General features: G+C 70.2%; 11 protein-coding genes. 3 read left to right on the top strand and 8 right to left on the bottom strand.

The window, feature by feature from the left end; translation table 11 throughout:
* Positions 1 to 6: 6 nt before the first annotated feature.
* From dprA to D1643_RS02580, 7 genes are all read right to left on the bottom strand, one after another.
* Positions 7 to 936, bottom strand: coding sequence for a DNA-processing protein DprA (dprA, locus tag D1643_RS02550; RefSeq protein ID WP_160708304.1), 930 nt, complete (start codon positions 934 to 936; stop codon positions 7 to 9).
* Positions 937 to 939: 3 nt separating this feature from the next.
* Complete coding sequence (locus D1643_RS02555; protein ID WP_160708306.1) at positions 940 to 2,457, bottom strand: YifB family Mg chelatase-like AAA ATPase; 1,518 nt, start codon at positions 2,455 to 2,457, stop codon at positions 940 to 942.
* The gene (locus D1643_RS02560; RefSeq protein WP_160708308.1) at positions 2,454 to 2,858 is read right to left on the bottom strand and encodes a YraN family protein; all 405 of its coding nucleotides are present in this window, start codon (positions 2,856 to 2,858) and stop codon (positions 2,454 to 2,456) included. Before D1643_RS02560 ends, D1643_RS02555 begins: the two co-directional genes overlap by 4 nt.
* Positions 2,859 to 3,133: 275 nt before the next feature.
* Positions 3,134 to 3,919: a ribonuclease HII gene (locus D1643_RS02565; protein WP_160708310.1), complete on the bottom strand. Its 786-nt coding sequence runs from the start codon at positions 3,917 to 3,919 to the stop codon at positions 3,134 to 3,136.
* A 73-nt stretch (positions 3,920 to 3,992) separates the two neighbouring features.
* Positions 3,993 to 4,340 carry a 50S ribosomal protein L19 gene (rplS, locus tag D1643_RS02570; RefSeq protein ID WP_160708312.1) on the bottom strand — a complete coding sequence of 116 codons (348 nt, stop codon included), beginning with the start codon at positions 4,338 to 4,340 and terminating at the stop codon, positions 3,993 to 3,995.
* A 141-nt stretch (positions 4,341 to 4,481) separates the two neighbouring features.
* Positions 4,482 to 5,678, bottom strand: a complete 1,197-nt coding sequence (locus D1643_RS02575) for a histone-lysine N-methyltransferase (RefSeq protein WP_160708314.1) — start codon at positions 5,676 to 5,678, stop codon at positions 4,482 to 4,484.
* Positions 5,679 to 5,730: 52 nt separating this feature from the next.
* On the bottom strand, positions 5,731 to 6,027 hold the full coding sequence (locus D1643_RS02580; protein ID WP_160708316.1) for an SURF2 Surfeit locus protein 2: 297 nt from the start codon (positions 6,025 to 6,027) through the stop codon (positions 5,731 to 5,733).
* Between the two features lie 569 nt (positions 6,028 to 6,596).
* Here D1643_RS02580 and D1643_RS02585 point away from each other — a divergent pair.
* The 3 genes from D1643_RS02585 to D1643_RS02595 all read left to right on the top strand — a co-directional run bounded on the left by D1643_RS02585 (position 6,597) and on the right by D1643_RS02595 (position 11,453).
* Positions 6,597 to 9,557 carry an insulinase family protein gene (locus D1643_RS02585; RefSeq protein ID WP_160708318.1) on the top strand — a complete coding sequence of 987 codons (2,961 nt, stop codon included), beginning with the start codon at positions 6,597 to 6,599 and terminating at the stop codon, positions 9,555 to 9,557.
* 147 nt (positions 9,558 to 9,704) lie between these two features.
* The gene (locus D1643_RS02590; RefSeq protein WP_160708320.1) at positions 9,705 to 10,484 is read left to right on the top strand and encodes an ABC transporter ATP-binding protein; all 780 of its coding nucleotides are present in this window, start codon (positions 9,705 to 9,707) and stop codon (positions 10,482 to 10,484) included.
* Positions 10,485 to 10,523: 39 nt separating this feature from the next.
* On the top strand, positions 10,524 to 11,453 hold the full coding sequence (locus D1643_RS02595; protein WP_160708322.1) for a SufD family Fe-S cluster assembly protein: 930 nt from the start codon (positions 10,524 to 10,526) through the stop codon (positions 11,451 to 11,453).
* Between the two features lie 90 nt (positions 11,454 to 11,543).
* On the opposite strand, the gene D1643_RS02600 is transcribed toward D1643_RS02595, so the two are convergent.
* Positions 11,544 to 12,467, bottom strand: a complete 924-nt coding sequence (locus tag D1643_RS02600; RefSeq protein WP_236643327.1) for an ABC transporter substrate-binding protein — start codon at positions 12,465 to 12,467, stop codon at positions 11,544 to 11,546.
* Positions 12,468 to 12,999: the final 532 nt, after the last annotated feature.

Consider the following 12,999-nt stretch of genomic DNA (forward strand, 5'->3'; position numbering starts at 1 on the left):
CTTTTTCTATCGCACCCCCACGCACGGCCCGTAGCGGCCGTCGGGGTAGCGGGCCACCAGCCCGTCGCGCTGGGCCTCGGCGAGCCACACCATGAGCCAGGTGACGGCATCGGTGCCCCGTCGGTGGCGCAGGGCCAGCTCGCGCAGGGCCTCCATCCCCAGGGGCTCCGCCTGGATCGCCGCCAGGAGCGCGGCCTCGGCGCCACGGGGAGGCGGAGGTGCGCCCGTCTCCGGGATCGGCGCGGCCTCCTGGCGCAGGCAGCCGAAGCTCGCCAGCAGCGCATCGGCGAAGGCCTCGTCGTCCACGATCGGCACTGCTCCCTGGTAGATGAGGCGGTTCGCCCCGCGCGAGGCCGCGGACGTGATGGCGCCGGGAACCACGAGCACCTCGCGCCCGGCGGCCAGCGCCGCATCAGCCGTCGAGAACGTCCCCGAGGGCAGCCCCGCCTCCACGATGAGCGTCGCCCGGGCCAGCCCCGCGATGAGCCGGTTGCGTTCGCGGAAGGTGAAGGGCAGGGGCGCGTAGCTCCACTCATGCTCGGACACAAGCGCCCCGCCGGCGTCCACGATGCGCTGGAACAGCCCCAGATTCTGGCGCGGGTAGGGCTCGTCGATGCCGCCGCCCAGGAAGGCGACGGTGGGCGCGCCGGCGGCCAGCGCCGCCTCATGGGCTACCGCATCGCAGCCTCGCGCTCCCCCGGACACGATGGCGAGGCCCCGCTCGGCCGCCATGCCTGCGAAGCGCCGTGCGCAGCCGAGCCCGTAGGGGGTCGCCTTACGCGCCCCCACCACCGCCAGACCGGGCAGGAGGGCCTGCGGGTTTCCTGCCACGTAGAGGCGCGCCGGCGGGCGATCTACCTCCTCGAGCCGCTCTGGGTAGCCCGCCCTCCCCCGCTCCAGCACGCAGCGCTCGCCGCGTATCGCTCGCTCCCCCACGGCTCATCCCCCCATTCCCTCGCGCAGCCGGAAGCCGAGCGCCTCGGCCAGGTGCCCGCGTCCCACGGCGGACGCCTCATCCATGTCCGCCAGGGTGCGCGCCACGCCCAGGGTGCGGATGATGCCGCGTCCGCTCATGCGCCAGGAGCGTGCCATCGACTCGAGGAAGGCGCGATCCTCCTCAGACAGGCGGCAGCGGGCCACCGTCTGCGCCGGCCCCGGCGGGCCGTCATCTGCGCGCGCCTCGCGCCAGGACGCATAGGCCCGCGCGCGCAGCACCCCCTCGCGCAGCGTAGCCGAGTCCGTGCCGCCGCCCGTGGCCATCACGCTCTCCGGCGGCAGGCGCTGGACGTCGAGCTGCAAGTCGATGCGGTCCATGAGCGGGCCGCCGATGCGCCCCTGGTACTGGCGCACCTGCTGGTCGGTGCAGCGGCACTCTCGCTCGCCGTCAGCCGCCCCGTAGTAGCCGCAGGGGCACGGATTGGCCGCGGCGGCCAGCATGAACCGCGCTGGCAACGTCACGCTGCCCTCGGCCCGGGTGATGCGCACCACCCCCGACTCCATGGGCTGGCGCATGCTCTGAAGCGTCGAGCCGTGGAACTCCGGCAACTCGTCTAAGAACAGAACCCCCTGGTGCGCAAGGGATATCTCACCGGGCCTCACGGGGCTGCCGCCTCCGACGAGGCCTGCCTGAGATGCGCTGTGATGCGGGCTGCGGAAGGGCCGCCGACCTGCCAGGATGGGCGTTACGTCCTCGCCGGCCACCGAGTGGACCACGGCGGCCTCGAGCATCTCGTCCTGGGAAAGCGGGGGCAGGATGGTGGTCAGCCGCGAGGCGAGGAGCGTCTTGCCGCTGCCAGGCGGCCCCACGAGCAGCACGCCGTGGCCGCCGGCAGCCGCCACCTGAAGCGCCCGCTTCGCCACCTCATGACCCGCCACGTCGCTGAAGTCCGGCGCGCCATCCTCCACAAAGGCCGTGCCGCGCGGCCCGGCAGCCAAGGGACGCGGCCCCGGGCCACCGGGCCGCAGGTCAGAGAGGCGCGCGATGCCGAGCTGCTCCACCTCTCCGAGGGGCAGGCGCGCGGCATCGGCGCTGCCTACGAGGACGAGCCCCCGGTTGCGCGCGCAGATGCCGAAGGCGAGCGCCCCGGCAGCCGGGCGCACACTTCCCTCAAGCGAAAGCTCCCCGACGAACAGCCGCCCCCTGAGCGCAGCGGGATCGAGCTGGCCTGTGGCCGCCAGCACGCCCACCGCTATGGGAAGGTCGAATCCGGTGCCGGTCTTGCGCAGGTCGCCCGGCGCCAAGTTCACCACGACCTTCTCGTTGGGCATGGCGAAGCCGGAGGCGCGGATAGCGGCGCGCACGCGCTCGCGGGCCTCCTGAACGGCCGCGTCGGGCATCCCCACCACCGCCATGCCGGGAATGCCCCCGGAGACAGCCACCTCTACCGCCACGGGAAGCGCCTCCACCCCGCGCAGGGTCGCCCCCGTCACCGAGCAGCGGCTGCACGCGGCCGTCATGACGCCTCGAACGCGTTGATGTGGTGACGCACGACCGCCCGGCGGTCAGACACCACGATGGACACCACGTCGAAGCGCAGGGGCACCTCCCCCAGACGCCGCTCGGCCAGGTAGGAAAGCGCGATGCGGCGATAGCGCTCGCGCTTGGCCTCGTCCACGGCCTCAGCCGGAAAGCCGTAGCTCACGCCGCGGCGCGTCTTCACCTCCACGAACACCAGCACCTCGCCGACGCGCGCGATGATGTCCGCCTCGCCCGCAGCACACGTCCAATTTCGCTCCACCACGTCGTATCCATGGCGATGCAGGAACTTAGCGGCGGCCTCCTCCCCGCGTCGTCCCAGGTCACGGTTGCGCGATCCCCGCGTCACCTCTCCGTCAGCCGCCTTCTCCCTTGCCGTCATCGGTCCTCCTCTCGTCGTCGATGAGGAGAATCCTAGGCGGCCCCGCCGACGGGTGAGCGCATCGGGGGCGGCGGGGCGACGGCCGCGGCACGACGCCCCGTCGCACGCAGGGCGGGCATCAGACGCGCCCCGTCTCTGCGGGAGCCGCCCGCGACGGCGCCCCGACCAGGCTCGCGCGCCCTGCGGTCGGCGCCCCGTCGGCGCCCGGCCCGCCTCCCCTCTTCGCCTGCAAGGAAAACGGGCCCCGAAGGGCCCGCTCGCGTCACGGCAGGAAGCTAGAACAGCGTCGGCTGGGAGAACGCGGTGCAGAACGACGCGCGGTGGATGGGCGTGAGCCCCCGCTCGCGGATGGCCTCGATGTGCGCGGCGCTCGCATAGCCCTTGTTCTCGGCGAAGCCGTAGCCCGGGTACTCCGCGTCATAGGCCTCCATGAGCCGGTCGCGCTCCACCTTAGCCACCACCGATGCCGCGGCGATGGAGGCACAGCGGCCGTCGCCCTTGACGACGTTGACCTCACGCGTGTCGAGGTGCAGCGGATTGCCGTCGAGGAGCACCACATCGGCCCGGACGACCTCCTCCACCGCGGCGAGCGCGCGGCGAAACGCCGTCACCAGGCAGGCAGTCATGCCCGCAGCATCGATCTCCGCCGGCTCGACGTAGCGCACGGCCCAGGCGAGGGCCCGCTCGCGCACCACAGCCGCCACGGCCTCGCGCGCCTCAGGCCGCAGCTGCTTGGAGTCGTTGAGGCCCGCGATGGGCTCTCCCTCCCCCAGCACGACGGCGCCCACCGCGAGCGGGCCGGCGAGCGGGCCGCGCCCCACCTCGTCGAGGCCCACGACCACCGTCGCCCCCCGTGCGTCGGCAAGTGCCCGCTCGAAGCCGTAGAGGCCCGCGAGCCGCTCGCGCTCGGCCGCCTCGGCGACCAGCCGGCGGCGGGCCGTCTCCACAGCTGCGCGCACCCCCTTGCGCTCATCGGCGGCCAAGGCGCGCTCCAACACGGCGAACTCGTCCTCGTCGGCGGCCTGGAGTCGTCCCTTGAGCTCGGCGACGGTCTGAGCCATCATTCCTCCTCCGCATACGAGAAAGGGCCCTCGCGGGCCCTTTCGCAGGTTTCTGAAGCTGAGAAGCCGCGTCCTAGCGGAACGCCTTCTCCTTGATCTTGGCGGCCTTGCCCACCTTGTCGCGCAGGTAGTAGAGCTTGGCGCGACGCACGTCACCGCGACGGGCGATCTCGATCTTCTCGATCTTGGGAGAATGCACGGGGAAGGTGCGCTCGACGCCCACGGAGAAGCTGATCTTGCGGACGGTGAAGGTCTCACGGCTCGACGCGCCCTGACGGCGGATGACGTCACCCTGGAACACCTGGATGCGCTCGCGGTTGCCCTCGGTGATGCGATAGTGAACCTTCACGTTGTCGCCCACGTTGAAATCAGGGATGTCCTGCTTGATCTGCTGCTGCTCGATAGCGCGAATGATGTCCATGGTCGATTCCTTCTATATACTTACGTCTGACACTCATGTATCGTCTGCATAAAGACACGATTTGACAGTATATCGCCCCCTCCCCCATTGCGCAAGAGGTGAATTGCGCTCAAATGATGGAGGGCGCGGGCGGCGCGCCTCCTAGGCCCAGGAGCTCACGTACACGTAGATGGTGCGCACCGTGTCGGCCAGGTTGCCGGTGGCATTGGCCATGGTGTAGTCGTAGGACAGCACCGCCGACCACTCGTGGGGGGCGCCCCCGATGTCCACCGTGTCGGAGAACGAGCAGTACTCCTTGATGAGGGTCTTGCCGTCGGTATCGTAGGTGGAGTAGCTCGTCTTGTCCTCGGGCAGCGTGACGCTGCCCTGGGCCACGTCGACGCCCGCCTCGGCCAGGGTCTTCTCGATGATGGCCTCGTTGCGCACCGCGTCGGCGAAGCTGAGCGAGCCGTAGCCGAGCGAGGTGGTGGAGGTGGAATAGCCCGCCTGGATGATCAGCCCGTCCTCGCCGAGGCCCAAATAGACCGTCGGCGTGCCCGTGCGGGCATCGGCCGGCTCAGCGGTGAGCGCCACGCGCACCTCGGTCTTCACGGGGTTGTCTTCCTCGTTCACCTCGCGCGTGCTGGACACCTGGGCGCCATGGGCCAGGTACTCGACGGCCTCGTCCTGCCCCATGCCGAGCAGCGTCACCAGATTGGGAACGGAGGTCTTCTTGGCCGTAGCGGTGGAGGCATCGCTTGTGTTGTCGGCATCGAGCGTCGCGGCCTGCTGCTGGTCTTGGTGGGTCTGGGCCTGCTGGGAGGCAGACGTCTCGGCCACCTTCACCAGCTGCACGGTGAAGTAGGCGCCGGCGGCCAGGAGCAGCACGAGCACGATGGACACGGCGATGAGGATGCGGCGCATGCGGCGCGACTTGCGCAGGTAGGAGGGAACCTCCTCCTCGGAGCCCTTACGGCGGCCCTTCGCGGGCGCGGCGTCCGTCCGGCCATGGCGGCCATGGCGTCCGTGCGCGGCCTCGCGCACGCGCCCCTCTTCGTCGTAGAGCGGCCCGTCGTCCACCTCGGGCGCGGGGGGCAGGGCCTCGGCGCCCTCGTCAGACCACACGGAGTCGTCGGGCATCCAGCCGTCCTCCTCGGGCGTGCCGCAGGAGGCCCCGACGGGCGAGAACGCCTCGGTCAGCCCCATGGGGGCGCCGTCGGGAGCATCGCACGCGCCGCGGCGCCGACGCGCGCGGGCGTCGACGAGGGCATCGTCGGAGGGGGCGTCGAAGGCCTCGGTAAGGCCGAGGGAGGTCTCGTCAGAGGTGCCGTGGGCTTCGTTTCTGGTTCGTTTGGGCATGGGTCGTTCCTTTTTTCTCGGGGGCGCCGCAGGCGGGCGCGACAGCTCGCTCCTACCTCAGCAGGCAGTACCAGACGGCGAAGGCGATGACGCCGAGCACGGCCAGCACGATGACCGCCTTCTGCGCAGTGCCCATCGTGGAAGACTCAAGGTCTTCGAGGGTGGTCTCGCGGTAGGCGTCCTCGCGGGCGGGCGCGGGCGGCGCGGCAGCCGGCTCGACCGGCTGCGGGCGCTCGGCGGGGGCTGCGGCCTCCTCAGGCGCGACCGTGCTCACGGCTCCCGCCTGGATGACGATGTCGTCATCGGCATCGCTTACCTTTATATGGGAGAACCTCTGCGCTTCGGCCATCGCCGTCCTTTCTCGTAACCCGCGCATTATACCGCGCGTCCGGCGCCCCGCCCAGCCATCCCAGAGAATCCCCACGGAGCCCCTGCCCCGCCGCGCGGGCGGAAGGAGACCCCGGCGTCCGGGAGGAACAGGCGGAGAAGGCGCGGGGCTCGACCGCGCCGAGGGGGCGGCTGCGGGCGCGACCACGTGGAGCCCCGGAAGCTCCTCCCCAAGGGCCGCGGCATGTCGTTCGACGACCTGGGCCCTCGACGGCGCCCATGTCCCCGCTCCGGGCGCTCCCGGCGGCCTGCGGGGGGCGACGGCGCCGCCCTCATGGACGCGCGCGTAGTTATGTATGTTTCACCCGCGCGTCGTTTTCCAAACTTAGAGCGAACTCCACGTGTTATAAACCCTGATGGAAGAGTAGAATGAGAAGCATGACACCTGGGCGGAGCCTCGCCCACCTGCATCGTACGAAGAGCACCTCTGGCTCGTCACCGCTCCACCCGCATCACCCCGCATATCCAGCCGTCTTGGCTCCGCCCGCTCCTACCGGCTCGGCAAGACGCCAACGCGCGAAAGGTTCCGCCATGACCCCCTTTGACCCTGCCGTCTCCTCGACGGCCCAGAAGCACGGATTCACCCTCCTCGCCCAGGAGGAGCTCGTCGAGATAGAGGGCACCGCCTTCACCCTGCGCCACGACGCGTCGGGCGCGCGCCTGCTCTACCTGCGCAACGGCGACGTGAACAAGTCGTTCTCCATCTCGTTCAAGACCCCTGCCGCCGACGACACCGGCGTGTTCCACATCCTCGAGCACTCGGTCCTCTGCGGGTCGGAGAAGTTCCCCGTGAAGGAGCCCTTCGTCAACCTCCTCAAGGGGTCGATGCAGACGTTCCTCAACGCCATGACCTTCCCCGACAAGACGATGTACCCGGTCGCCTCCACCAACGAGCGCGACCTGATGAACCTCGCCGACGTGTACCTGGACGCGGTGTTCCGTCCCGCCATCTACGACAAGCGCACCACCTTCGAGCAGGAAGGCTGGCACTTGGAGGTCGCCGGCGCGCCGGGCGAGGGCGCGGATGCGGGCGCACGGCCGCGCCTGGCCTACAACGGCGTGGTGTTCAACGAGATGAAGGGAGCGCTGTCCGACCCCGACTCGGTGCTCTACGACGCGCTGTCCGCCGCGCTGTTCCCCGACACCACCTACCGCTTCGAGTCCGGCGGCACGCCCGAGGCCATCCCCACCCTCACCTTCGAGGGCTTCCTCGACAGCCACGCGCGCCACTACCGGCCCGACAACTGCTATATCACCCTCTACGGCGACCTCGGCCTCGACGCCTTCCTCGGCCTCATCGACGAGGGCTACCTGGCGCCGCTCGCCGCGCGCCAGGAGGAGGCCGGCGCGCCTAACCCGCTCGACCTCCAGGCGCCCGTGGAGGCCCTCGGGGTGCGCCGTCCCATGGCCACGGCGCCGGAGAACGCTGCCTGCGCGCTCGGCTTCGTGGCCGGCACGGCGGCCGACCGCGAGCGGATGCTCGCCGTCGACATCCTCATCGACGCCCTCATGGGCTCCAACGAGGCCCCGCTCAAGCGCGCGCTGCTCGACGCGGGCCTGGCCGATGACGCGTCGGGCTTCCTCGCCGACGCCATCGCCCAGCCCTTCGCGGCCATCGAGCTCAAGGGCCTGCGCGACGAGGGCGCCCTCGAGCGCCTGAGCGCCCTTGTCGAGGGCGAGGCCCGGCGCCTCGTCGAGGGCGGGCTGGACCACGCGCTCATCGACGCGGCGCTCTCCCATGCGGAGTTCGTCATGCGCGAGCACAACTTCGGCTACCCCGACGGCGTGCTCCTGGCCATGTCGGCCCTGGCCGGCTGGCTCTACGACGAGGACGGCGCCTGCGCCTACCTGCGCTACGAGGAGGCCTTCGCCGCGCTGCGCGCCAAGCTGGACACGGGCTACTTCGAGCAGCTTTTGCGCGAGCTCATCCTCGAGAACCCGCATCGCGCCTCGGTGGAGCTCGTTCCCGTAGAGGGCGAGGGCGCCGGCGAGCGTGCCCTGCGCGAGCGGCTGCGCGCGCTGGAGGAGGCCGCCGCGCCCGCCGACATCGCCGCCATCGAGGCGGCCGTGGCCGCGCTGCGCGCCGCCCAGGAGCAGCCCGACCCGCCGGAGCTCCTGGCGAGCCTGCCGGCCCTCACCGTAGACGACCTGGCCGCCGCGCCCGAGGAGCCCTTCTACGGCATGACCTCGCAGCACACGCCCGTCCCCTGCCTGCGCCACGACCTGCACACCCGCGGGCTCGCGTTCGCCTACCGCTACTTCGACCTGTCGCGCCTCACCTTCGAGGAGCTGCCCTACGCCACCGTGCTCGCCATGGTGCTCGGCAAGCTTCCCACCGCGCGCCACACGGCAGCCGAGCTCGACACGCTGGCCCAGTCGCGCCTCGGCAACCTCTCGTTCTTCACCGAGGTGCACGAGGACGCGGTGGAACGCACCTCCTACACGGCCAAGTTCGTCGCGAGCGCCTCGGCCCTCGCCGAGAACGTGGGCTTCGCCGCCTCGCTTCCCGACGAGATCCTCGCCGAGACGGACTTCTCCGACCACGCGAAGATCCTCGACATCCTCAACCAGAAACGCGTGACCATGGAGCAGGGCATCGCCAACGCCGGCCACAGCTCGGCCATGGCGCGCGTGGCGTCCTACTACCTGCCGGCCGCCGTGGTGCGCGAGCAGATGGGGGGCATGGACTTCTACCGCTTCCTCAAGGGACTCATCGAGCGCTTCGACGAGCGCGCCGATGCGCTCGAGGCCACGCTGCGCGACATCAGCGCGCGGCTGTTCGCCGACGACGGGTGCATCCTGAGCTTCGCCGGCACCGACGAGGACCTCGACCGCTACTGGGCCGCCGGCGGCACCCTGGGGCTCTCGGACGCGGGCGTGGCCGCGCGCCTCATCGCCGCCGAGCCCACGCCGCGCCGCGAGGCCTTCGTCGTGCCGAGCGATGTCACCTACACGGCCATGGGCTACGACCGGCGCCTGTTCGACGGCCCGTTCACCGGCATCTGGATGCTGGCCAGCCGGGTGCTCTCCTACGACTACCTGTGGAACGAGGTGCGCGTGAAGGGCGGGGCCTACGGCGCCGGCTTCCAGATGACGCGCCCCGGATCGATGCGCTTCTACTCCTACCGCGACCCGCATATCGACGAGACGGTGGCCCGCTTCGAGGACGCCGGGAGCTGGATCGCGGCGTTCGACCCCACACCGGCCGAGATGGACGGCTACGTGGTGTCCACCATCGCCGGCATCGATGTGCCCCTCAAGGCCCGCGAGCTCATGCGGCGCCAGGACGGGCAGTTCTTCTCGCACTTCACCCCCGAGCAGCGAGCCCGCGTGCGCACGGAGGTCATCGCCGCCACGCCCGATCAGGTGCGCGAGCTCGGGCCGGCCATCACCCGCGCCACCGACGAGCACCTCATGTGCACCGTGGGCAACCGCGCCCTCATCGAGCAGTCCGCCCTCGGCTTCACCGTGGTCGATCTGCTGAATGGCTAGAAGCCCTTGGGCAATTCGCCGCGGACGGCTACAATAGCCAAGGAAACCTGGACTCAGCGTCGCCGCACCTTGGAGGCACCCCTTCCCGGGGGCGCCTCCTTTCCTGAGACGAGGCAGCGGCGCGCCGACACGATCGGAGTTACCCGTATGCTTGAATTGAAGAACCTCGTGTTCGAGGTGCCCTCCGGCCCCGAGGGGGACGCGAAGCGCATCATCGACGACCTGTCGCTCACCATCGGCGACGACCGCTTCACGGTCATCACCGGCCCCAACGGCGGCGGCAAGTCCACCCTGGCCAAGCTCATCATGGGCATCGAGACGCCCACCTCGGGCCAGATCCTGTTCGATGGCCAGGACATCACGGACCTGCCCATCACCGAGCGCGCGCGCCTCGGCATCGGCTACGGCTTCCAGCAGCCGGCCCGCTTCAAGGGCATGACCGTGAAGAAGCTGCTCGACATCTCCGCGGGCAAGAAGCTGCCCATGCTCGCCTGCAACGAGTACCTCTCGAAGGTGGGCCTGTGCTCGGCGAGCTACCTCACCCGCGAGGTGGACAAGTCGCTCTCCGGCGGCGAGGTGAAGCGCATCGAGATCGCCACCATCCTCGCCCGCGACCCGAAGCTGGCCATCTACGACGAGCCCGAGGCCGGCATCGACCTGTGGAGCTTCGACCGCCTGACCGAGACGTTCCGCGACATCCACGCGGCGCGCGACGGGCGTTCCATCGTCATCATCTCCCACCAGGAGCGCATCATCCAGCTCGCTGACGAGATCGTGCTTCTGCGCAGCGGGCGCGTGGCCGAGACGGGCACGCCCGAGGAGCTCATGCCCAAGCTGGGCTTCGCGGCGAAGGGCGTCGACGACTTCGGCTGCCCGCTGTCCACCCCCACCGAGCTGCACCTGACCGAGATCCCCACCACGTGCTAGCGGACGCCCGCGCACGTTTCCCCGCAGAAGGAGACAACCATGGCTGTTGACCTTTCCCCCATCGACGAGGGGCTGCTCGCCGAGATAGCGAACCTCCACGGCATGCCCAAGGGCGCCTTCAACATCCGCAAGGACGGCCAGCTCGTCGAGCGCCACTCCTCGGCGTTCATCGAGATTTCCACCAAGACCGACGTCCCCGGCATCGACATCAAGATCGCCCCGGGCACCAAGGGCGAGACCGTCTACATCCCCGTCATCGTCACGCAGTCGGGTCTCAAGGACGTGGTGTACAACACGTTCTACATCGGCGAGGACTGCGATGTGAAGATCGTCGCCGGTTGCGGCATCCACAACCACAGCGACGAGGCCTCCGAGCACGACGGCATCCACAGCTTCTACTGCGGCAAGAACAGCCGCGTCGTCTACGTCGAGAAGCACTACGGCGAGGGCGAGGGCACCGGCGAGCGCATCCTCAACCCGACCACCAACGTCTACCTGGAGGAGGGCGCCTACTGCGAAATGGAGATGGTGCAGCTGCGCGGCGTCACCTCCACGGTGCGCGACACCAACGCCGAGCTGGCCGCCGACGCCAAGCTCGTGCTGATTGAGAAGCTGCTCACCCACGACCGTCAGACGGCCGAGTCCAACATGAAGGTGGAGCTCAAGGGCGAGGGCTCGTCGGTGCAGGTGATCTCCCGCTCGGTGGCCCAGGACGAATCGGTGCAAGTCTTCAACCCGCTCGTCATCGGCGAGGCGGCCTGCCGTGGCCACGTCCAGTGCGACGCCATCATCATGGGCAACGCCAAGGTGAAGGCCATCCCCGGCATCGAGGCGGCGAGCGAGGACGCCCTGCTCGTGCACGAGGCGGCCATCGGCAAGATCGCCGGCGACCAGATCGTGAAGCTCATGACGCTCGGGCTCACCGAGGAGGAGGCCGAGCAGGAGATCCTGGAGGACTTCCTCAACTAGCGCGCGACACGAGCGCGCGGGAAGCTGAGGCTGCCGCGCGCCGGCGACAAAGCAGAGGGGGCGGCCGCGGCCGCCCCCTCTGCGTCTTGGCTAGTTGCGCGCGTTCGGGCTGGCGCCGACCGCGTTGCCGCCCACCGTGGCGGGCGCCGCGTCGTCGTCGCCGCCTTCGTCCTCGGCTTGGGTGGCGGCAGGCGCGCCGGCCGTCTGGGGGACGGCGGAGAGGTCGAGGGAGGTGCCGAGCCACTTCCGCTCGATGACGTCGATGACGCCGCCGCTCGTGAGGTCGGTCACCGCCTGGGTCACGGCAGCCTGCAGCTCGGCGTTGTCGTTGGACACGCCGATGCAGTAGCCGCTCGGGGCGAGCAGCATGGCGACGATGGACACGTCAACCCCCTGGCCGTGCGCCGCGTAGTAGCCGATGATGGCGTCGGCCGCCACGTAGCTGTCGGAGCCGCTCGTGAGGTCGGCAAAGGCATCGGTGAGGTTAGTGGTGGAGGTGAGCGCCGACTCGCCGAACTCGTTGGTCACGGCCCAGGCGCTCTTGGAGGATATCTGCGCGGCGAACTTGGCCGAGCCGCCCGCCGTCGGCACGCCTGCATCGGGCGAGGTGGCGAACGCGGCCACGCCCGTGGGCAGGTAGGCGCTCGAGAGCCAGAAGTCGCCGCCTTCGGATTGGTCGATGCCCATGACGAGGTCGACCTTGCCCTCAGCAAGCGCGCCCTCCGGGTCAGACCCCACGTCGACGATGGACAGCTTCAGGCCCAGGCGGTCGGCCAAGGCGGCGGCGATGTCCACGTCGATGCCGATGATCTTGTCGGAGCCCATGCCCGCCAGCGGCGGGTTGGCGGTGTCCACCCCCACGCGCAGGGTACCCGCCTGGCCGATGGCCGGCGACGCCACCGTGGGATCCTTCAGCGCAGGCTGGTAATTAGAGCTGCTGCAGCCGCCCAGGACGAGCGCGAGGCACGCCATGGCAGTCGCCAGGGCCGCGATGGCCCGGATACGCTTTCCCAACTTGACCCTCCGTCTTCGGACTTCAGCTAGCGCTTCCCCCGGCTGACCTAGTCTTCGACCCCACACTCGCGCACCGGGGCCTTCGCTTGCGCTAACGGCCCTCTCGCCCGCCGCGGCCTCGTGCCGCGGATAAGGTAGAACGGGCGGTGCGGCTTACCTCTAGGATACGCCGTGCTCACGGGACGAGCCCGCTTACGTGGATCCTTTCGACCGCATCTGCCATGGACTGAGGAGGCGCATCCGCCCCCCGCAACTACAGACCCGAGAGAAGCATCGTACAGTTTAGCAGAAGAGGGGGCGTCGCGCGGGGATGGCCCAGCGCAGGCCGTCAGAGGGGCAGGCGGAAGGGGCGCGGATGCTGGCAGGAGACGCAGGAGCGGAAGGGGCGTCTGGCGGCGACGGGGCGGAAGGCGGCCGGGGCGCCGGGGCTCCGGGATGGCGCGCAGGCGGCGCGCGAGGCGGATCCTGCGACGCGGAATGCCGGCAAGACGGGCGACGGGGCGCCGTCCGCGCCGGGCTGCGGAGGCGCCGT

This window comes from Enterorhabdus sp. P55 (assembly GCF_009911695.1).
Classification (GTDB): Bacteria; Actinomycetota; Coriobacteriia; order Coriobacteriales; family Eggerthellaceae; genus Enterorhabdus.